The organism is Cloacibacillus sp. An23, assembly GCF_002159945.1.
Classification (GTDB): Bacteria; Synergistota; Synergistia; order Synergistales; family Synergistaceae; genus Caccocola.
The window spans coordinates 56882-76466 of record NZ_NFJQ01000005.1; the positions used below are offsets into that span (position 1 = coordinate 56882).

Genomic DNA, 19585 nt, shown 5'->3' on the forward strand with positions numbered 1-19585 from the left:
TAAAAAAATCGGCAGGGCGGCGGTTGTACGCCGTCCCGTTACGGGTGCAGAGTATAGTACCGCGCCTGCGGATTTTCAAGGGGCGCGGAAAGCTGCGGAACGCGCGCGCCGCGCTGTCAGCCTTCGGCGCTTTCCTCCGCCGCGTCCCTTCCGTTCCAGCGGCAGGCGCGCATGTCGGCGCGCCCGTCCGGCGTGAACTTCACGCCCTCGGCTTCAAGCTTCGCGCGGCGCAGCTCCGCATAGCTTCCGCCCGTGATCGAGCCGTCGGCCATCACGACGCGCTGCCACGGCAGGTCGTCGGGGCAGCGGCGCATGGCCCAGCCCACCTGGCGCGCAGCGCGAGGAGCGCCTATCATGCGCGCTATCTGCCCGTACGACGCGACGCGCCCGTACGGTATGCGCCGCACTACGGCGTAGACGCGCTCGTAAAAAGCGCCCCCGCCGGACTCTACGCGCTCTGTTGCTTCGCCTTTATCTTTTCCGCCATGCGCGCGCCCGCATCGTATGCCGCGCGCAGTTCCTTCGGAAATTCGTTTTTCTTCCATTCCGCTTTTTCCGTCTCGTCCCAGCCGCCGGCGTCGTATTTCGAGTAATCGGTAAACTGGTAGGTGTTGAAGGCGCAGACGCGCTCCGGCTTCGTGAATGCCCGCCCGATGAAATTTTCAAAGAACGCAAGAGGGCCGTCCGCGCACTCGTAATGTTCGTCGAAGTACCGCTCGCTCGTGTTCATCGTGTAGATCATCGCCGTCTCCGGCTTTTTGGGCGAGAGCACAGGATAGCCCTTTCCGTAGCTGATGAACTGGAACGTCAGGCGCTCTATGAAGGCGTGGAGCGGCGGCGTTATGGTGCCAAGATAGACCGGCGAGGCGAAGGCCAGGCCGTCCGCCTGCGATGCCGCGGCGAGCAGATCGGTCGCGCCGTCGCGCCATCCGCACCTGCCGAACGACGGTCCGCCTTTCAGCTTGCAGGCGAAGCAGCTCCTGCATCCGTTGAAGTCGAGGTCGTACAGGCGCACGGTCTCGACCTCGGCCCCGGCCTCCGACGCGCCGCGCGCGAAGCTCCCGCACATCTGGGCCGTGTTCCAACCCTTGCGCGGCCCGCCGTCGAATATGTAGATTTTCATAAAGCGCTCTCCCTCCCGAGAATTTAATGAACTCCGCAGTCGCGGCAGCCGGGCTTTATCCCGTCGAACGAATTATAAAATATCGTCTGCTCCGGCGCGAGGCGCTTCTCATGGAAGGGCGACGGAGCGGCGTCCTCTGCCGGATAGCCGAGCGGCAGTATCGCTATTGGGACTATATAGCTCGGAAGCTCGTAGAGCTTCTTCACTTTCGCCGGATCGAAGTAGCCGACCCACGTCGAGCCGAGGCCGAGCGATGCTGCCTCGAGCATCATATGAGTCGTGACGATGGCGGCGTCGGTCTTGCCGTGGTCGCGTCCGTCGAAGGAGCTCTTCGCGCTCGCGACGTCGTCGTAGCAGACGAGCAGCGCTAGCGGCGCGTTGAAGTGGTACGGCGTGCATTCTTTGAGCTTCGCGAGCGCCTCTTCGCTTTCTATGACGAGCACGCGCTGCGGCTGGTAGTTGACCGCCGTCGGCGCGCAGCGCCCCGCTTCGAGTATCGCTTCGAGCTTTTCGCGCTCGACCTTTCTGTCGGAGAACTTTCTCACAGAGTAGCGTTCTTTCGCGAGTTTCAGAAAATCCATTTTTTTCGTTTCTCCTTTCGCCTGCGTTTTATAGTATGATGATAGCCGCGCCGTGAAAATGCGCAAGTATGCAGTTTTTTCTGTTTTACTATCTTTTGGAAAGTTTGAGGCGGTTGCTGATGTCGTGCGAAAACGGGAAAAACGACGCTGAGAACGGAAGCCGCGCGGCGGAGTGTCCCGTCGTCTACGCGCTCCGGATAATCGGGCAGAAATGGCGGCTGCCGGTAATGTGGCATCTGTATCAGCGGAAGTCCGCTCGATACAGCGAGCTGAAGCGCTCGATAAACGGCGTGACGAACATGATGCTGACGAAGGCGCTGCGCGAGCTCGAGGCGCGGGGGCTGATCGAGCGCCGCCAGTACGAGGCGGTGCCTCCGCGCGTGGAGTATTCGCTGACGGCCCGCGGCGCGTCTCTCATACCGACGCTCGACGAGCTGTACAAGTGGGGCGAGGAGCAGATGCGCATAGACGGCGCGCAGCGTGTTGACAGCCCGGCTCGGCCTCACATATAATTAACCGTCCGTATTCGGACGGCGCGGCTTTGGGGCCGCGCGCCGCATGAAGATTCTTCGCACCGCGTATCGCTTGCAGGATGAAATTCTCATTTCTTCTAACCGCCGGGATGGATTCGCGCGGCACGAGGATGTTTGTGCCGGACGTACACGGGGGGACAGACGCATAATTTTTCGACGCGCAGGCGTTTTCAGCGCCGCGTGCCGGCTGTGCGCGCCCCGCGATATTCAGGAGGTAACTTTTAGATAATGCAGGAAATTCAGGAAAGATTTACAGATTTTGATTTGAAGCCGGAGCTTCTGCGCGCCATAGAGCGCAAGGGCTTCGAGCACCCGATGCCGGTGCAGACCGCCGTGCTGCGCGACGAAAGCCTGATCGACAACGACGTGATCGTGCAGGCGCGCACGGGCTCCGGCAAGACGCTCGCCTTCGCCCTGCCGCTGCTGAACCGCATGGAGCCGGGGGCGCGCACGCCGCGCATCATCGTGCTCTCTCCGACGCGCGAGCTGGCGCAGCAGACGGCGCGTGAATTCGCGTGGCTCGGGGCGGACATGGGCGTGCGCGTCGCGACGCTCGTAGGCGGCCTAGATATGGAGCGCCAGATACGCTCGCTGCGCGAGGGCGCGTCTGTCGTCGTAGGCACGCCGGGACGCATTCTCGACCACCTCCGCCGCGGCACGCTCAAGACCGAGGACATAACGAGCGTCGTGCTGGACGAGGGCGACCACATGCTCGACATGGGCTTCCGCGACGAGATGGAGGCCATCCTCCAGGCTATGGACCACGTGGAGCGCACGTGGCTATTCTCCGCGACGATGCCGCCCGAGGTGCTGTCTCTGACGAAGCTCTATCTCGACGCGCCTAAGAAGATCTCGCTCGTCTCCGACGTCGCCTCGCACAGCGACATCACGCAGAAGGCCTACATCATTCCGTCGCGCCGCCGCTTCGAAGGGCTCGTCAACGTCCTGATATGGGAGAACCCGAGCAAGTCGCTGCTCTTCTGCGGCACTCGCGCCGAGACGCAGGACATTGCAGACCGCCTCTGCGACATAGGCTTCCGCGCGACGGCGATACACGGCGACATGAGCCAGCGCGAGCGCAACAACGCGCTTTCGGCGCTGCGCGGCGGCCGCGTCTCGATACTCGTCGCGACCGACGTAGCGGCGCGCGGCCTCGACATCGACGCGGTCAGCCACGTCATACAGTACGGCCTGCCGCAGAACCTCGAGGCATTCGTCCACCGCAGCGGACGCACGGGGCGCGCTGGACACGAGGGCAGCAACCTGATACTTCTCACCGCGCGCGAGGCGCGTCAGTTCAAGTTCATGCTCCATCAGTCGCACTCGAAGCTGACGCTCGAATGGATACCGGCTCCCGACGCCGCGGAGATAGAGGGCCAGTCGCGCATACGCTTCGAGAACAACATCATCGAGCACGCGCTCGAGTCGGACGAGTTCGAGGAATGGGCGCGCGAGCTGCTTTCGCGCGAGGAAGCGCCCGTGCTCGTCTCGGGGCTTCTCGCGAAGGCGTACGGAGATCAGCCGAGCGGCTATTCGATACGCGAGGACGTGCAGCTCGAGATGGACCGCGAAAAAGGCCGCCGCGACGCGGCGCAGCGCGGAAACGGCAGGGACGCCGCGAGACGCGAGCGCTACAAGCGTCCCGAGATGACCGGCGGACTTTCCGTGCAGTTCGCGGCCGGGCGCAACGACGGCTGGGAGGTCGGCCCGCTGCTCGGCGCGATATGCCGCGGCGCGGGTCTCGGACGCGAGGACGTCGGCAACATCCGCCTGCGCGACACGAGCGCCGTCGTCGAAATTTCGCCGCGCGGAGCCGCCTTCATAGAGGGACGCCGTGAGCGCCTCGAAAAAGAGGGGCTGCCGATAGCCGCGATGCGCGAGATAACTGGCGAAAGCCGCGCGAAACGATACGGCGACCGCCCGCAGCGCCGCGAAGGCCGCGAGCCGCGCGAAGGGCGCGAAAACTTCCGCCCGCGCGCGAGACGCGACGGAGAATCCGGCGCGCGCAGAAGGCTTCCGAAAGAAAAATAAAACGCATCCGGGCCGCGCGAAATGCGCGGCCTTTTTCATGCGCGCGAGTTAATGACAAATTTCGCGAAATTGACAGCGCGCCGCCTTCTTAATACAATCCACATGAAATTCATCGTTAAACGGGGCGGTATATAAAATGTCGTCGGAATCCAACCCTCTCTCCGCTTTCCTCGCGCGCAAGGACATTCGGTTTTCTTTCTCGCGCTACTTCGTGGACGCGCTCGGCGCGATGGGCGTCGGGCTCTTCGCGTCGCTCATCACCGGGCTGATACTCAAGACGATAGGCTCTAAGTGCGGCCTCGCGATACTCGTCGAGTTCGGCGGCCTCGCGGGACAGATGGTCGGCCCCGCCATAGCCGTCGCAGTCGCCCAGGCGCTGAAGGCTCCCGCTATGGTCGTCTTCTCGTGCGCCGCAGCCGGCTTCGCGGGCAACGCCTGGGGCGGCCCCGTCGGAGCCTTCGTCGCAGCCATCGCCGGGGCGGAGTGCGGCAAGGCCGTCTCCAAGGAGACCCCCGTCGATATAATCGCGACGCCGGCGCTCACGGTCATAGCGGGCATGACGGCGGGAAAACTCATCGGCCCGCCCGTCAGCGCGATGATGTCGGCGCTGGGCGTGCTCATCATGCGCGCGACGGAGCTTCAGCCCGGCCCGATGGGGGCGCTCGTCTCCGCGATAATGGGCATGATACTGACTCTGCCCATATCGAGCGCAGCGATAGCCGTCGCCCTCAACCTATCTGGAATCGCGGCCGGAGCCGCGGCGGTCGGCTGCTCGACGCAGATGGTCGGCTTCGCCGTCATGTCCTTCCGCGAAAACGGAGTCTCCGGGCTGCTCTCTCAGGGGCTCGGCACCTCGATGCTCCAGATGCCGAACATCGTGCGCCATCCTATGATATGGATACCGCCTACTCTCGCGAGCTTCATCCTCGGCCCTATATCGACAGTCGTCTTCGGTATGACGAACGTGCCCTCCGGCGCCGGCATGGGGACGAGCGGCCTCGTAGGACAATTCGGCGCGATAGAGGCGATGGGAAGCTCGCCAGCCGTGCTGACGCAGATAGCGCTGATGCACTTCATCCTGCCCGCCGTCCTCACTCTCGCGATAGCCGAGGCAATGCGGAGGATGAATCTCATAAAGCCCGGCGAGATGAAGCTCGACTTATAATCTGTTATCATATACGCATAATAATTCCGTTTGGGAGGTATCCGTGATGAAAGTAAAACTGTTTGCCGGAGCCGCGCTCTGCCTCGCGCTGATTATGGGGGCCGGCGCATGCGCGCCGCTGTGCGCAGAGGAGATAAGCCGCGAGCACGCGCTAGAGACGGCGCTCAAAAACGCGGACGTGCCGCGTAAGGACGCCTACAACGTGAAGATCGAACGCGACGAGGAAAAAGGCATCGCCGTCTACAAAATCGAATTCGAGACGCGCTACGGCGACTACGGCTTCGAGGTCGCGCGCGAGAGCGGGCGCATAATCGGAGCGGACTACGAGGTGGACGAGAAGTGGCTCCATGCGCTCGGAGGCAGCCCAGTCAGCATCGACGAAGCGAAGCGCATCGTCCAGAAAAAAGTCTCCGGCTCCCGCTTCAAGGACATCCGTATGCGCCGCGAGGGCGGCGGACACGAAGCGCGCTACGAAGGCGAGCTCTTCCACGAAGGCATAAAATACGAATTCGAGATAGACCCGAAGACGGGCCGCATATTCGACTGGAACGCCGATCTGCGCGGCTGACGCTGACGGCGGCGCGCCGTTTTCCCGCCGCTTCGCCTGGCGTAAAGGCTGCGAAAGCTTCGCGCGCGCAGCAGGAAAATAACCGCGTTTTGAGAAACGGCCGCGGCGCTTCGGCTGTCGCGGCCGTTTCCTCATTTTTCCCCGGCTGCGTCCATGCCGCTGCGCGATCGCGCGCCGCCATGCGATACTTTTCTTTTCGCCTTGTCCGGCAATTGCCGCCGCGGCACGCCGCCATCCTGTTTTATTGTCCTTCCGTTAAATTTTATCGAAAAAATTGACAAACGAATTGGATTGATGTAAAGTAAAAAGACACATTACGGTACGGACAAAGACGTCCACGAAAACTGTCAACGCAGTTTTCGTGGACTTTTTTTGTCCCGGCAGGGGGGAAGGCATTTATGAAAGAGAACGACGCGGGCTTTCAGCGCGAGGGCGCTTTCAGAAATCTTTCGGGGTGCGCCGTGAGCGCGATCATCGACCGGAGCGGGGGAACGGTGAACGGAGGCGACATCATACGCTCCATCGCCGTGATGCGCGACAGGAGCAACGGACTCGGCGGCGGATTCGCGGGGTACGGGATATACCCGCAGTACAAGGATCTTTACGCTTTTCACGTCTTTTACGACGACGCGCGCGCCAAGAGCGAATGCGAGAGCTATCTCGACGAATACTTCGACGTGGTGAACCTTTCGAAAATTCCGATACGCAGGATTCCGCAGATCCACGACGTGCCGATGATATGGCGCTACTTCCTGCGCCCGCTGAAGACGCGGCTCGAGGAATTCATGGTGAGCGATGACGACTACACATGCCGCCGCGTCATCAGCATAAACACGAAAATAGAGGGCGCTTACGTTTTTTCTTCCGGCAAGAATATGGGCATTTTCAAGGGCGTCGGATATCCCGAGGACATCGGCGAGTTCTACCGCCTCGAAGAATACGAAGGCTACTGCTGGACCGCGCACGGGCGCTATCCAACCAACACGCCCGGCTGGTGGGGCGGCGCGCACCCGTTCGGCCTGCTCGGCTATTCCGTCGTCCACAACGGAGAGATAAGCTCGTACGACACGAACCGCCGCTTCATAGAAATGTTCGGCTACCGCTGCAATCTTCAGACTGACACGGAAGTGATAACCTACATCATAGATTACCTCTGCCGCAGGCAGGGGCTCACGCTCGAAGAAATGTCGTCGGTCATCGCGGCCCTCTTCTGGAGCACGATAGAGCGCATGGAGCCTGACGAAGCCAAACTGCATTCATACCTCCGCAACCTTTATTCCGATTTGCTGATAACAGGGCCGTTCTCGATAATCGTCGGCTTCGAGGGCGGGCTGCTCGCGCTGAACGACCGGCTGAAGCTCAGGTCTTTGGTGACTGCGCGGAGAGGAAGCCGCGTCTACATCGCGAGCGAAGAGGCCGCGATCCGCGCGGTCGAGCCCTACGCAGCCGAAGTGTACGCGCCGAAAGGCGGAGAACCTTTTATCGTGACGCTCGAAGGAGGCGCGGAATGATGAACGCTCTCGATTTCATTTATCCCGAATACGAAGTCGTGCGCGACGCGGCGAAGTGCGTTTCGTGCCGCGTATGCGAGCGCGAGTGCGCAAACGGCGCGACGGTCTTCGACGCGAAGTCCGGCCTGCTGCTGACAGACGACTCGAAATGCGTGAACTGCCAGCGCTGCGTCGCGATGTGCCCCGTCATGGCGATTAAGGTCATAAAGTCCGGCAACGGCTTCCGCGCCAACGGCAACTGGAGCCGTTCAACTATATGCGAGGTCTACCGCCAGGCGTCTACGGGCGGCGTGCTGCTTTCGTCGATGGGCAATCCGCACAAGTACCCGGTCTACTGGGACAGGATTCTCATCAATGCCTCACAGGTTACGAATCCGCCGATCGACCCGCTGCGCGAGCCGATGGAGACGCGCGTATTCCTCGGCGGCAGAGGCTCCGGCGTGGAGCGCGACAAAAACGGAAGGCTGAAATGCAGCCTTCCGCCTCATTTGGATTTATCCATACCGATGCTCTTCTCCGCCATGAGTTACTGGTCGATTTCGTACAACGCCCACGAAGCGCTCGCGGGAGCCGCGGAGGAGCTCGGAACGTTCTACAACACGGGCGAAGGCGGGCTTCACGAAAATTTCTACCGCTACGGAAAGAACACCATCGTACAGGTGGCCTCGGGACGTTTCGGCGTACACGGCGAATATCTGAACGCGGGAGCCGCCATAGAGATAAAAATGGGGCAGGGTGCGAAGCCAGGCATCGGCGGGCATCTGCCCGGAAGCAAGATGGCCGGCGACATCGCGCGGACGAGGATGGTGCCCGAGGGAAGCAGCGCTATCTCCCCCGCGCCGCATCACGACATATATTCGATAGAGGATCTGCGCCAGCTCGTCTATTCGCTGAAAGAAGCGACGGGCTACAAAAAGCCTGTAATCATCAAGGTCGCCGCCGTCCACAACATAGCCGCCATCGCGAGCGGCATCGCGCGGACTGGCGCGGACGTGATAGCGATCGACGGCTTCCGCGGCGGCACCGGCGCCGCGCCTACGCGCATACGCGACAACGCCGGCATCCCCATAGAGCTCGCGCTCGCGGCGGTGGACGGCCAGCTGCGCCGCGAAGGCATACGCGGCAACATATCGATCATCGCAGGCGGCTCGATACGCTCGAGCGCGGACGTGATAAAGGCCATCGCCCTCGGCGCGGACGCCGTTTATGTGGCGACCGCCGCCATGCTTGCATTGGGCTGCCATTTATGCCGCAGCTGCCAGCTCGGACTGTGCAGCTGGGGCATAGCGACCCAGCGGCCGGACCTCGTGAAGCGCCTTTCGGCCGAAGAAGGCCGCCGCAGGCTCGTCAACCTGTTCTCCGCGTGGAACCGCGAGATAAAGGAAATGATGGGGGCGATGGGCATAAATTCAATCGAAGCTCTGCGCGGAAACCGCCTGATGCTGCGCGGCGTCGGGATGAGTTCCAAAGAACTCGAAATTCTCGGAATAAGGCACGCAGGGGAATAGAGGAGGGAAAACATGAAGAGGACCACGATAGACGCAGCGGGGCTCGGTTTCGCCGAGCTCAACGAAAAAATCCGCAGCTGCGGCGCGAAGCATATCCTTGTGAAAAACTGCCTCGGACAGCGCTACATCGCCGACGCCGCGAGCGACGTAGACATATTCATCGAAGGCGTGCCCGGCAACGCGCTGGGAGCCTATCTCGAAGGCGGACGCGTGGAGGTCGCCGGAGACGCGCAGGAAGCCGTGGGCGACACGATGAACGGCGGCGAAATAATAATTCACGGAAGCTGCGGCGACGGCGCGGGATACGCGATGCGCGGCGGACGGATCATGGTGCGCGGCGACATCGGCTACCGCGCCGGCATCCACATGAAAGAATACGGCGGACAGACGCCGGTGATGATAGTCGGAGGCTCTGCGGGGAGTTTTCTCGGCGAATACCAGGCCGGCGGCATGATAATAGTCCTCGGGCTCGACCGTCTCGACGGCCTGCCGCCGGTGCACAATTTCTGCGCTGCCGGCATGTACGGAGGAAGAATATTCCTGCGCACGGAGAAACTTCCTGAGCGGCTTCCGCACGGGGTGAACGCCGGGTGGGCCGGAGACGAGGACATGCGCGACCTGGGCCGCCAGACGGCGGATTTCTGCCGCTGTTTTTCGCTGGCGTTCGATGAGGTGATGAACGGACGCTTCGCCGTGCTCAAGCCCGCCGGGAACAACCCGTATGAAAAGCTCTACGTGAACAACTGACGCGCGCGGCGCGCTCCAAAGCGCGGACAATCTGGCGTTCTTCAAAACCGTCGTGCGCACGATCGCCTCGCGCGACTGGCTTTTCGCGTCTTTCATGCCGAAGCCGCTGTATGGAGAAAGCGGGAACGGCCTTCACTTCGATATATCTGTCTTCAAAAACGGCGCGGATAAAGCGCTTTTCATGGGGCCTGAGATCGAAGGGGCCATATCAGGGATAATGAGCCATATCGAAGAAATGACGCTGTTTTTCAACACTACGACGAACTCTTACCACCGGCTCGGCTCTTTCGCCGCGCCTCGATTCGTAAGCTGGGGCGGCGGCAACAACAGGTCGCAGCTCCTTCTCGCCAAACGCGCGAGGGACGGCTCGGCGCGGCTTCTGCTGCGCTCGCCAGACCCGCTGTGCAGCCCGTACTTCGCCTACGCCCTGCTTATCGAGGCGGCGATGGAGGGTATCTTGTCGAAGAGCCGTCCCGAAGCCCCGTCCGATTTCGACATCTCGCGGGCTCCCGCGGAGCTTCTCAGCCGGTACAGGCGGCTGCCGGAAAGCCTCGGCGACGCCGTAGAGGCGGCGCGGAACAGCGCTTTTCTGAGAAGCCGCATTCCGCAGGCCGTAATAGACAAAATGCTGGAGTGCAAGTCCGCCGAATGGGAAGCGTATCTGCGCGCGGAGGACCGCGCTCAGTTCGAAATGTCCTCTTATTTCGAGGCTTTGTAGTAAAGGAAAGACGAAGTCTGATGGGAAACGGCTTTCTGATAGTCTCGGCATCGCGAGGCAACATCAGGGCGCTCCGCTCGATCGCCTCCGCGGCGGGCGGAGCTGCGGAAGCCCTCTCCGGCGCGCAGGCCCGCCGCCTGCTTGCCGAACGCGAGTTCACGGACGTCGTTATAGACACTCCGCTCCCAGACGAACCCGGAGCCGAACTCGCGCTCTATGCCGAGCGGCGGTGCAGCGGAGGCGTGATCATCTTCGCAAAGCGCGAGATTGCATACGAGCTTGAAAAAGCCGCCGCGGCGCGCGGCGTCATCGTCGTCCCGAAGCCCGTGGACAGAGACGCGCTCCGCGTGTCGCTGCGCGCGCTCGAAATCATGCGCGGCAAGCTCGCGTTGGCCGAGGAAGAGAACCGCCGCCTGCGCGAGCGGCTTGAGAACGAAAGAATCGTCTGCCGCGCGAAATGTTTCCTGATCCGGCGCTTCGGGTTCGACGAGTCGGAAGCCCACAGGTACATCGAAAAAACGGCCATGGACAGCCGCTGCTCAAGACGCGAGATAGCCGAGGACATAGTCGCGCGGCTGGGAGGCGCGGAAGCGGCGGGCGGCGGAGAACGCTAACCCCATGCGGCATTCTACCTCGGCGTTTTCCACCTGCCGCTTTTCAGGAACCACAGGCTTATCATTATCGTCAGCGCGGATGCGAGCGGCGCTGCGAAGCCCACGGTGAAAAGGCTGGCTCCGGCCATGCCGCTCAGTATCCACGTCGCCGGCACGCGCACCGCGAAAGCCGAGAAAATGTTGTTCGCCATCGTGAAAGTCGTGTGTCCGCAGCCGTTGAAGAAGCCGTTCATGCAGAAGACGAAGCAGACGAGTATGCAGTCGATGCTGAACGACCGCAGATAAAGCGCCGTCGCGTCGATGAGCTCGCGGTCGGGCGTGAATATGCGAATGACTATCTCGGGGAAGAAGAACAGCATCGCGAAGGTCGCGACGCCGAAGGCGAGCGAAATCGAAAGCCCGGACAACATCGTCGAGCGCGCGCGATGCGGCTTGCCCGCGCCGATATTCTGCGCGACCATCGCGGAAATGGCCGCGGCGAAAGAGTTCGGCGGCAGCATCGTAAATCCGTTGAGCTTGCCCGTGATGCCTATCGCCGCCGCAGCCGCTACGCCGCCCATCTTGCTCACCGTCGCGAGAATGAAGATGAACGAAATGCCCGTCAGCGAAAACTGCACCGCCATCGGCAGCCCGATGCGCAGAAGCTGAGCGAGCTTCTCGCGCTTTATCCTCATGCTCGCGAGTTTGAAGTCGAAATGATAATCGGCGCGGCGCGCGTAGACAACCGCGAGATAGGCGGAAAATCCCTGCGAAAAAACGGTCGCTATAGCCGCGCCCTCAGCGCCCATATCGAAAATGCCGACGAGCGCGAGGTCGCCCACGATATTCAGCACGCATGCGACCGCTACGAACATCAGCGGCGAGACGGAGTCCCCGAAGCCGCGGAAGACGGCGGCGAGCGCGTTGTAGGCGAACATCGTCGCCAGCCCTGCTACGTTGATGAATACATAGCCGCGCGTCGGCGCGAAGGACTCGGGCGGCGTGCCGAGCAGCCGCACTATCGGGTCGATGAAGAGCAGCAGCCCAGCCGTTATGACGACGCTTAAGAATGCGAACAGAGTCAGCATAGTGCCTATCGTGTCCTTTATCTCCTCCAAGCGCCCGGCGCCGAAGTAACGGCCTATCATTATCGTACCGCCTATCGAAAGGCCTATGACGATGCTGTTTATCATAAAGATGAACTGGCTGCCGATGGAGACGGCCGAAAGGCCCGCCGCGTCCGTGAACTGGCCGACGATTATCATATCCGCCGCGCCGTAAAGCGCCTGAAGCAGATTCGCCGCCATGTAGGGAATCGCGAAGCGCGTCAGCAGCAGCGGGATGCTGCCCTCCGTCAGCGACTGCGCGCCGGTCGAGAATATGCCCGAGAAAAATTTCTTGAAGTCTTTCATTTTACTGCGTCTGCACAAACCTTTCTTGATCCTTCAGCCTGCGAAGGAAGTAATAGAGGAACGGCAGGCTCGTCAGGAAGCTGAAAATATCCGAGACCGCCTGCGTGATTTCCACGCCCGTCATGCCGAAGAGTCGCGGAAGGACGATTATCAGCGGAAGGAAATAAATTCCCTGCCTCGTGCATGCGAGGAACGTCGCGCGCCACGCTAAGCCAGAAGCCTGGTGCATCATATTCGTACCGACGAACAGCGGCTGAAGCAGAAGAGCCGCGCACTGGAAGCGCATCGCGCGCGTGCCTATGGCTATGACCTCAGCGTCGTCCGCGCGGAAAAGCGCGATAATCTCCGGCGCCAATATCCAGCCGGCGAGCGTCAGCGCCGTCATCATAACCATCCCCGTCTTGACCGTGAACCAGAAAGCCTCGCGCACGCGCGCGTAATGCCGCGAACCGTAGTTGAATCCGACGACCGGCGTGAAACCCTGCCCGAGCCCTATCATCACTGAAAGGATAAAAAGGAATATCCTGCCGACTATCGACATCGCCGCGACAGCCGCGTCGCCGTAAGCGCCCGCGCTCGCGTTGAGCGCTGCCGTCGAGATGCTAGCGAGCCCCTGCCGTGAAAGCGACGGGCAGCCGAGGCGCACTATCTCGAAATACGTCGAGGCGCGCCGCGAAAGATTGCGCACGCTTATCGCCGCCATGCTCTTTTTTCGCAGGAAGAACGAAAGCAGGATAGAGAAGCTCACGCACTGGCTCAGCAGCGTGGCCGCCGCCGCGCCCGAAATGCCGAGGCCGAAGGTGAAAATGAAGATCGGGTCGAGAACGATATTCAGCAGCCCGCCGGTGACGAGGCCGCACATCGCAAAGGCGGAATGCCCCTCCGCGCGCAGGATGTTGTTCATCACGAAAGCGCAGCACATGACCGGCGCTCCGAGCAGAATCCACCGGGCGTAGGCGCGCGCGTATGGAAGTATCGTCGGCGTAGAGCCGAGCAGGCGCATCAGCGGATCGATAAAAATCAGCCCGAAGACGCATATGCACGTCCCGAGCGTCAGAGCGCTGAAAAAAGAACACGAAGCATAGACGCTCGCCGACTGTGCGTCGCCCGAGCCCAGCCTGCGCGAGATCACGCTGCCAGCGCCCATGCCGAGCGTGAAGCCCGTCGCCTGGAAAATAGCCATCAGACAGAAGACGATGCCGACCGCGCCGCTCGCGCTCGTCCCGAGCTGCGAGACGAAATAGGTGTCGGCGGTGTTATAAAGCGCGCTCGTCAGCATACTCAGGATAGTCGGCACGGCGAGGGAAATTATAAGCGGCCCGATAGGCGCTTCGGTCATCCTCCTGCGCTGTTCGTCGCGGCTCTGCGACGCCGCTGCGAATATATTGAAACGGCCCATCCGACCACCCCGCGGGCGCGCGGAGACTCGTCCGCGCTCAAAGTTCATCTTTATAAAATACCACTAAATCCGGCCTTTCTCAATAATCGCACGCGCCAGCCGCGCATGGACGAAAAGGCGCAAAAAATCCGCCGCGCCGAAAAACGCGGCGGAAAACGGAAAATCTTGAAAGAAACGTTAAAAATACGCGGGGCTCAGCTCTTCACGAGCTCCCTCCTGAAAACGGCGAAATAGCAAAGCGCAACGAAAACGACGCCGCCCGCGGCATTGCCCGCCGTGACGAAGAAAATATTCTTAAAAAACGCCGCGGCCGTCAGCGCAGGCTCCGTACCGCCGTTCAGCATGAGTCCGAGCGGGATGAAGAACATATTCGCGACGCAGTGCTCGAAGCCGAGCGCGACGAAAGCCGAGATAGGCAGCAGCGCCGAGGCGAGCTTGCCGGTAGTATCCTGCGCGCCGAACGAGATCCACACCGCGAGGCAGACGAACCAGTTGCAGAGCACGCCGCGCACGAGCATCTCCTTCACGGGCAGCGAGACCTTCGCCGCCGCGAGCGCGACGGCGTTCGCCTGACAGAGCGGCGAAAGGACGCCGCTCGCGTAAATCATCGAAGCGAAGAACGCCGCGCCCGCGAAATTGGCGCAATAGACGACGCAGAGATTGCGCATCATCGAAGAAAATGAGAATTTCCCCGAAAGCAGCCCTATGGGCATGAGGCAGTTGCCTGTGAAAAGCTCCGCTCCCGCGGTAAGCACGAGAAAAAGGCCGAGCGTAAAAACCAATCCGCCGATCAGCTTTGAAATTCCGACGCCCGCGGCCTGAACCGCGTCCTGCGTGACGACCAGCATAAAAGAGCCGCCCATCCCGATATAAGCCCCGGCCAGAAGCCCCATAAGCGCCATCGGCAAAAAAGGCAGCCTGCTCTTGACGATCCCCGCCTCGAGCACGGCCCGAGAAATCTCCGCCGGCGTCCTGATTCCCATAAAAATTCTCCTCTCAGGTTTTTGCAGGCTATTATAACCGACCGCCGTCAAAAATGCGTAAAAAAGCCCCGCCGTCCGGCGCGTGGCGGAGGCGGGGCTTAAATCCGTGCGTTTGAACGCTATCTGATGATATTCAAAAGCCCGAGCGAGAACACCGGGAAATAGGTAAAAAGCATAAGGCACAGCACCATCGCGATGAACGAAGGAAGAATAGACTTCGATATGCTTTCTATGCTCTCTCCCGAAATCGCCGAGGCGACGAAAAGGTTTATGCCGTACGGCGGCGAGATGAAGCCGCAGGCGAGGTTGACCGTGATTATCAGCCCGAAGTGTATCGGGTCGATGCCAATCGTCTTGACGACGGGCAGAAGTATCGGCGTAAGGATTATGACGGCGGCTATGTTGTCCACGAAGCATCCGATGATGAGCAGGAATATGTTTATTATCAGAAGCAGAACTACCGGGTTGTGCGCGAAGCCCGTCAGCCATTCCGCCACATGCACCGGTATCTGAGCCATCGCGAGATAGCTCGCGAAAGCCATCGAAAGCCCTATCATAAATTCCGTCGCTCCGTTGATGAGCCCGGTCGTGCGCAGGCAGTCGTAGATACCGTGCCAGTCGAGCTCCTTGTAGACGAATTTGCCTATTATCACGGAATACACGACCGCGACGACCGCGGCCTCCGTCGGCGTGAATATTCCTCCGTAGATGCCTCCGAGGATTATGACGGGAACCAGCAGAGCCCAAAACGCGTCCTTGAAGGCCTTCCAGACTGTCGAGAATTTCGGACGCTCGGAGACACTGACGTAATGGCGCTTCTTCGCCGTGAGATAGCAGACCACCATCAGCGCCACGCCTATGATGAGCCCGGGGACGATGCCCGCTATGAACATGTCTCCTATCGAGCACTGGGCGACGACGCAGTAAATGACGAACGGTATAGAGGGCGGGATGATGACGCCTATCGTGCCCGCCGCGGCGGTGATAGCGGCCGCGAAGCCCGCGTCATATTTGCGCTCCTTCATCGACGGTATCATAAACGAGCCTATGGCGGAAACCGTCGCAGGGCCGGAGCCGGAGATCGCCGCGAAGAACATGCAGGCGAGCACCGTTACCATCGCGAGCCCTCCCGTAATGAATCCGACGAGAGCTTCAGCCAGATTGACGAGCCTGCGCGATATGCCGCCTCCGCACATAAGCGCGCCCGCGAGAATAAAGAACGGGATTGCGAGCAGCGGGAACGAGTCGAGCCCCGTCACGGATTTCTGCGCGAGCATAAGCAGCGGAATATCGGAGGTGAAATACATCGCAAGCGCGGTTGAAAGCCCGAGTGTGATGCCGATAGGAATACTGAGCGCGATGGTGATTATAAGTATTGAGAAGAGGATTATGGCTTCCATTTATATCATCTCCTCCAGTTCTTTCTCTTTTCTTTCCGTGCCGACCGGTTCCCCCTTGTGTATCTTATACATTTCAATGACGAGGCGTATACACATAAGCCCGCATCCGACCGGTACGGAAGCGTACGGCAGCGTCATGGGTATGTCCATTGCGGCGGAAGTCTGCCCTGTATCGTATAGGAAAAGTACAAGCTCCGTGCCGAGCCACGTAAGCGCGAAGCTGAAAGCGAACCATACTATCAGTACGAAGTATTCAAACTGCCTGCGCGCCGTGCCCTTTATGAGATCCGCAAACATCTCGACGCGGAAATGGCTGCGTTCCTTCACGGCGTAGCTGGCGCCTATCCATGAAAGCCAAAGGAATATAAAGCGCGCCATCTCCTCGCTCCAAGAGAGCGAGTTTGAGAAAATATAGCGCATGACGACCTGTACGAATACGAGTACCGTCATGATTGCCATCGTCCAGACGCAGAAATATTCTTCAAAGTTATCCAAGAATTTTTTTATGGTCATCGTTTGCCGCCTCCTGCCTGGAATGAGGCGCGCCGGGAAAGGGCGCGCCTCCGCATTTCAAAAGCTGTGTTACTTCTGGACCTTCCTGGCTATGTCCATAATTTCTTTGCCAAGCTCGCCTTCGAACTGCGCGTAGACAGGCTTCGTCTTTTCCACAAACGGCTGCTTCTGTTCGGCGGTCAGCTCGTTGGCGGTAAGTCCGCCCTTGATGACCTTGGCCTTGAAGTTGGCCTCTTCCTGCTTCATCGCGGCGCGCTGGGTGGCTATGGCCTTGTGGGCTTCGTCGACGACTAGAGCGCGGAGATCTTCGGGAAGCTTCTCCATGAACTTCTTATTTGCGATGAGTATTTCGTATGAGAAAACGTGGCCTGTTTCGGAAACGTATTTCTGGACTTCGTAGAACTTTCCGTCGTCTATCATAGCGTACGGGTTCTCTTCAGCGTCGACCGTCCCCTGCTGAAGCGCGGTGTAAAGCTCGCCCCAGCTCATCGGCGTCGGGTTGGCTCCAAGCTCCTTGAAGAAAGCGAGGTGCATCGGGTTTTCCATCGTGCGTATTTTCAGGCCGCTGAGGTCCTCCGGCTTCGTGATCGGGCGCTTGCTGTTCGTCACGTGGCGGAATCCGTTCTCAAGATACCCAAGCACATAGAATCCCTTCTTCGCGAGGTACTCGTCCAGCTTCTGTCCAAGCTCTCCGTCAACTGCCTCGAAGGCCGCTTCTCTCGTCGTGAAGAGGTAGGGCAGGTCGAGGACCTGTATTCTCTTATCGAAGCCGGCAAGGGCGGAAGTCGACGGTATAGCCATCTGAATGGTGCCCATCTGTACGCCTTCGCAGAGCTCGCGGTCTCCGCCGAGCTGCGCGTTTGGATAGAGTTCTACCTTTATTTTTCCGTCGGAGCCTTTAGCTACATTATCGGCGAAGGTCTTCATCGCCTGCATCGTAGGATGAGAGTCGGAGCCTATATAGCCCAGCTTGATGGTGTATTCCGCGCCGGCGGCGAACGCCGTCCCCGTCATGAACGCCATAAAAACAAACGCTGCAAGAATCTTTTTCATCTGTGTCCGTTCCTCCTTGTTCTTTCCGGTAATAAGTTTTTTGCGACGCTGCGATAAAAAATATTGAAGCCGTTAGTCTTTCTTTCCCCCCTTCCACACGCGGATTTCTTCGTTGTCGGCGTCGACCTCGACGTAGTCCCCGTCTTCAATTATCTCAAACGGATCCTCGCCCGGCATGTCTACCATCGTCGAGCCGACGACGACGGCCGATGAAACGATGACCGGTTCAACATCTTTGACTATGATCGCCGACGGCAGGTTGTGCTTGACCCAGAGCTGGTAGAAGCCGTCGACCTGGACGACGGAGCTGCCCTTGCCGGATTTCACTACCAGCACCTTGCCGGCTATGCTTTTGCCCTGTATCGCGTGGTTTCTTTCAATCACCGTGCCGGTCGCCGGGTCGGTAAGGTAAAAGCACATGGCGTCTTTCGACACTACCGCTTCTCCCGCTCCTTTGCCTCTGACTATCGAACGGCATTTGTAGGTTTTCATGTTGTTGTCCATAATTAGTCGAGCCTCCCTTTGATAGCCGCTTCTACGCATTCCGACAGCCGGCGGATTGCAAAGGGCTGTCCGCGGCGCTCTCTGTAGTACGCGCATTTCGGCGAGTCGGTCACTCCGAGCGCGCCCTCGAACGATTTCCAGCACGGTTCGTCTATGCAGGTGTCGCCAACCATGCGGACTCCTATGAGCTCAAGGCGCTGGCGCAGATGCGACTTCTCGGCGAGCTCCACGGCGTCGGGCGCGGCGAGTATCCAGAACGCGGTATCGTACGATACGTGCCGCCCGGCAAAGAGACGCTCGACCTCGAGAAGCTGGTTGTAAGTGTAATGCGGGCAGCCCAGCATGACGAGGTTGATTTTGCCGGTCGCGGGCGTGAGCATGTCCTCTTCGGCTTTGAGTTCCTTGTTGGTGATGACGTATTCTGATTCAGGTACTTTTTTGCCTCCGAAGGCGGCCTCAAGCGTCGGCGCTTCCGGCGTCACGCCTACCATGTGGTACATGGCGACGGAGCCGCTCGTCGCGGCTTCGGCTCCGAAGTAGAGGAAGTCTTCCTGCCCCGGTTTCGGCTGGTTTCTGAAGCGGAGGACCGGGTTGCGCGAGCCCGCTATTCTGCCGACGCAGTGGCCGAGCATCCCCCAGTCGTAGCAGTCCCTGAGGTCGGCGTCCACGTCGATAAGGAAGTCTCCCCTGCGGTTTTCTTCAAGGTGCAGGCCGTAATAGGGCGTTTTGCCGATGACTGCCGCGGCGAGCGCGCTTACCGACGATTCACGGTTGGAGCGGGCTCCTATCGCGGAGTTGACGTACGGGGTCGCGCTTGATTCAGAGAAGGCGACGTGCTCTTTGAAGAACGGCACGTTCGAGCAAAGCCCGGGGGCGCAGTGATATGTGAGCTTGGCTCCTATCCTGCGGTAGGCGTCGCCGGTGCGCTCCGCGAGCTCGAGCTCTTCTCTCGTCACGTCGAAATATTTCGTGAGGTACTCCGTGTCCCAGTACGGGTTTGTTGTCGGAGGTACGACGCATTTCGCGCCGCCGTCGACAAGCAGTTCGCACCAGTACGTGTCGCCTTCCTGGCCGCTGAGCGCCACGTGGGCGCGCTTGATCGGGATGAGCTTCTCGGCGTTGAAGGTCAGCCCCAACGCGTAGAGCAGCTCCATCGCCTTCTGTCGTCCGGTCCCTTCGGCTCCGTCTAGGATCCGTTTCTCTTCGTCTGTCAAATACATCTCTTTACCGCCTTCCTCTGCGT

Annotated in this window: 19 protein-coding genes and 1 pseudogene; 9 read left to right on the forward strand and 11 right to left on the reverse strand. The window is 60.2% G+C overall.

Annotated features, from left to right (window positions below):
* Window positions 1-116 precede the first annotated feature (116 nt).
* Genes B5F39_RS05920 through B5F39_RS05930 form a run of 3 tightly spaced genes read right to left on the reverse strand, consistent with a single transcriptional unit; the run spans window position 117 to window position 1704 of the window.
* Window positions 117-545 (reverse strand): MGMT family protein, encoded by a 429-nt coding sequence (locus tag B5F39_RS05920; RefSeq protein ID WP_087364935.1) that lies wholly within the window; start codon window positions 543-545, stop codon window positions 117-119.
* Complete coding sequence (locus tag B5F39_RS05925; RefSeq protein WP_087364937.1) at window positions 449-1123, reverse strand: flavodoxin family protein; 675 nt, start codon at window positions 1121-1123, stop codon at window positions 449-451. Before B5F39_RS05925 ends, B5F39_RS05920 begins: the two co-directional genes overlap by 97 nt.
* Window positions 1124-1146: 23 nt before the next feature.
* Window positions 1147-1704 (reverse strand): nitroreductase family protein, encoded by a 558-nt coding sequence (locus B5F39_RS05930; protein WP_087364939.1) that lies wholly within the window; start codon window positions 1702-1704, stop codon window positions 1147-1149.
* A 119-nt stretch (window positions 1705-1823) separates the two neighbouring features.
* Between B5F39_RS05930 and B5F39_RS05935 the strand changes: the two genes are divergently transcribed.
* The 9 genes and pseudogenes from B5F39_RS05935 to B5F39_RS05975 all read left to right on the forward strand — a co-directional run bounded on the left by B5F39_RS05935 (window position 1824) and on the right by B5F39_RS05975 (window position 11099).
* A complete protein-coding gene (locus B5F39_RS05935) occupies window positions 1824-2216 on the forward strand; it encodes a helix-turn-helix domain-containing protein (protein ID WP_087364941.1) in 393 nt (130 codons plus the stop codon).
* Between the two features lie 249 nt (window positions 2217-2465).
* Window positions 2466-4268 carry a DEAD/DEAH box helicase gene (locus B5F39_RS05940; RefSeq protein ID WP_204245049.1) on the forward strand — a complete coding sequence of 601 codons (1803 nt, stop codon included), beginning with the start codon at window positions 2466-2468 and terminating at the stop codon, window positions 4266-4268.
* Window positions 4269-4404: 136 nt separating this feature from the next.
* On the forward strand, window positions 4405-5433 hold the full coding sequence (locus B5F39_RS05945; RefSeq protein WP_087364945.1) for a PTS sugar transporter subunit IIC: 1029 nt from the start codon (window positions 4405-4407) through the stop codon (window positions 5431-5433).
* A gap of 46 nt (window positions 5434-5479) precedes the next feature.
* The gene (locus B5F39_RS05950) at window positions 5480-6001 is read left to right on the forward strand and encodes a PepSY domain-containing protein (protein ID WP_087364947.1); all 522 of its coding nucleotides are present in this window, start codon (window positions 5480-5482) and stop codon (window positions 5999-6001) included.
* 398 nt (window positions 6002-6399) lie between these two features.
* A complete protein-coding gene (locus tag B5F39_RS05955; RefSeq protein ID WP_087364948.1) occupies window positions 6400-7512 on the forward strand; it encodes a hypothetical protein in 1113 nt (370 codons plus the stop codon).
* A complete protein-coding gene (locus B5F39_RS05960) occupies window positions 7509-9020 on the forward strand; it encodes a glutamate synthase-related protein (protein ID WP_204245050.1) in 1512 nt (503 codons plus the stop codon). The genes B5F39_RS05955 and B5F39_RS05960 overlap by 4 nt, the downstream gene beginning before the upstream one ends.
* 12 nt (window positions 9021-9032) lie before the next feature.
* Entirely contained in the window at window positions 9033-9767 is a 735-nt protein-coding gene (locus B5F39_RS05965) for a hypothetical protein (RefSeq protein WP_087364950.1), read from the forward strand.
* A gap of 19 nt (window positions 9768-9786) precedes the next feature.
* Window positions 9787-10485: pseudogene (locus tag B5F39_RS05970) on the forward strand (type I glutamate--ammonia ligase); the annotation flags it as partial.
* 20 nt (window positions 10486-10505) lie between these two features.
* Window positions 10506-11099, forward strand: coding sequence for an ANTAR domain-containing protein (locus B5F39_RS05975; protein ID WP_158095953.1), 594 nt, complete (start codon window positions 10506-10508; stop codon window positions 11097-11099).
* Between the two features lie 14 nt (window positions 11100-11113).
* Here the strand turns inward: B5F39_RS05975 and B5F39_RS05980 are convergent, their stop codons facing one another.
* From B5F39_RS05980 to B5F39_RS06015, 8 genes are all read right to left on the reverse strand, one after another.
* On the reverse strand, window positions 11114-12490 hold the full coding sequence (locus tag B5F39_RS05980; RefSeq protein ID WP_087364954.1) for an MATE family efflux transporter: 1377 nt from the start codon (window positions 12488-12490) through the stop codon (window positions 11114-11116).
* Between the two features lies 1 nt (window position 12491).
* On the reverse strand, window positions 12492-13889 hold the full coding sequence (locus tag B5F39_RS05985; protein ID WP_087364956.1) for an MATE family efflux transporter: 1398 nt from the start codon (window positions 13887-13889) through the stop codon (window positions 12492-12494).
* A 194-nt stretch (window positions 13890-14083) separates the two neighbouring features.
* Window positions 14084-14872 (reverse strand): formate/nitrite transporter family protein, encoded by a 789-nt coding sequence (locus B5F39_RS05990; protein ID WP_087364958.1) that lies wholly within the window; start codon window positions 14870-14872, stop codon window positions 14084-14086.
* 119 nt (window positions 14873-14991) lie between these two features.
* A complete protein-coding gene (locus B5F39_RS05995; protein ID WP_087364960.1) occupies window positions 14992-16272 on the reverse strand; it encodes a TRAP transporter large permease in 1281 nt (426 codons plus the stop codon).
* Complete coding sequence (locus B5F39_RS06000; RefSeq protein WP_087364962.1) at window positions 16273-16785, reverse strand: TRAP transporter small permease; 513 nt, start codon at window positions 16783-16785, stop codon at window positions 16273-16275. It lies immediately after the preceding gene.
* A 69-nt stretch (window positions 16786-16854) separates the two neighbouring features.
* The gene (locus B5F39_RS06005; RefSeq protein ID WP_087364964.1) at window positions 16855-17838 is read right to left on the reverse strand and encodes a DctP family TRAP transporter solute-binding subunit; all 984 of its coding nucleotides are present in this window, start codon (window positions 17836-17838) and stop codon (window positions 16855-16857) included.
* Between the two features lie 72 nt (window positions 17839-17910).
* Window positions 17911-18342 (reverse strand): DUF126 domain-containing protein, encoded by a 432-nt coding sequence (locus B5F39_RS06010; RefSeq protein WP_087364966.1) that lies wholly within the window; start codon window positions 18340-18342, stop codon window positions 17911-17913.
* A 2-nt stretch (window positions 18343-18344) separates the two neighbouring features.
* Window positions 18345-19562 (reverse strand): aconitase X catalytic domain-containing protein, encoded by a 1218-nt coding sequence (locus B5F39_RS06015; protein WP_087364968.1) that lies wholly within the window; start codon window positions 19560-19562, stop codon window positions 18345-18347.
* Between the last annotated feature and the right edge of the window lie 23 nt (window positions 19563-19585).

Coding starts and splice junctions, on each gene's coding strand:
- B5F39_RS06015 (WP_087364968.1), bottom strand. CDS start 19,562: ATGTATTTGACAGACGAAGAGAAACGGATCCTAGACGGAGCCGAAGGG.
- B5F39_RS05995 (WP_087364960.1), bottom strand. CDS start 16,272: ATGGAAGCCATAATCCTCTTCTCAATACTTATAATCACCATCGCGCTC.
- B5F39_RS05920 (WP_087364935.1), bottom strand. CDS start 545: ATGGAAGAAAAACGAATTTCCGAAGGAACTGCGCGCGGCATACGATGC.
- B5F39_RS05990 (WP_087364958.1), bottom strand. CDS start 14,872: ATGGGAATCAGGACGCCGGCGGAGATTTCTCGGGCCGTGCTCGAGGCG.
- B5F39_RS06010 (WP_087364966.1), bottom strand. CDS start 18,342: ATGGACAACAACATGAAAACCTACAAATGCCGTTCGATAGTCAGAGGC.
- B5F39_RS05935 (WP_087364941.1), top strand. CDS start 1,824: ATGTCGTGCGAAAACGGGAAAAACGACGCTGAGAACGGAAGCCGCGCG.
- B5F39_RS06000 (WP_087364962.1), bottom strand. CDS start 16,785: ATGACCATAAAAAAATTCTTGGATAACTTTGAAGAATATTTCTGCGTC.
- B5F39_RS05955 (WP_087364948.1), top strand. CDS start 6,400: ATGAAAGAGAACGACGCGGGCTTTCAGCGCGAGGGCGCTTTCAGAAAT.
- B5F39_RS05985 (WP_087364956.1), bottom strand. CDS start 13,889: ATGGGCCGTTTCAATATATTCGCAGCGGCGTCGCAGAGCCGCGACGAA.
- B5F39_RS05965 (WP_087364950.1), top strand. CDS start 9,033: ATGAAGAGGACCACGATAGACGCAGCGGGGCTCGGTTTCGCCGAGCTC.
- B5F39_RS05945 (WP_087364945.1), top strand. CDS start 4,405: ATGTCGTCGGAATCCAACCCTCTCTCCGCTTTCCTCGCGCGCAAGGAC.
- B5F39_RS06005 (WP_087364964.1), bottom strand. CDS start 17,838: ATGAAAAAGATTCTTGCAGCGTTTGTTTTTATGGCGTTCATGACGGGG.
- B5F39_RS05925 (WP_087364937.1), bottom strand. CDS start 1,123: ATGAAAATCTACATATTCGACGGCGGGCCGCGCAAGGGTTGGAACACG.
- B5F39_RS05930 (WP_087364939.1), bottom strand. CDS start 1,704: ATGGATTTTCTGAAACTCGCGAAAGAACGCTACTCTGTGAGAAAGTTC.
- B5F39_RS05975 (WP_158095953.1), top strand. CDS start 10,506: ATGGGAAACGGCTTTCTGATAGTCTCGGCATCGCGAGGCAACATCAGG.
- B5F39_RS05960 (WP_204245050.1), top strand. CDS start 7,509: ATGATGAACGCTCTCGATTTCATTTATCCCGAATACGAAGTCGTGCGC.
- B5F39_RS05950 (WP_087364947.1), top strand. CDS start 5,480: ATGAAAGTAAAACTGTTTGCCGGAGCCGCGCTCTGCCTCGCGCTGATT.
- B5F39_RS05940 (WP_204245049.1), top strand. CDS start 2,466: ATGCAGGAAATTCAGGAAAGATTTACAGATTTTGATTTGAAGCCGGAG.
- B5F39_RS05980 (WP_087364954.1), bottom strand. CDS start 12,490: ATGAAAGACTTCAAGAAATTTTTCTCGGGCATATTCTCGACCGGCGCG.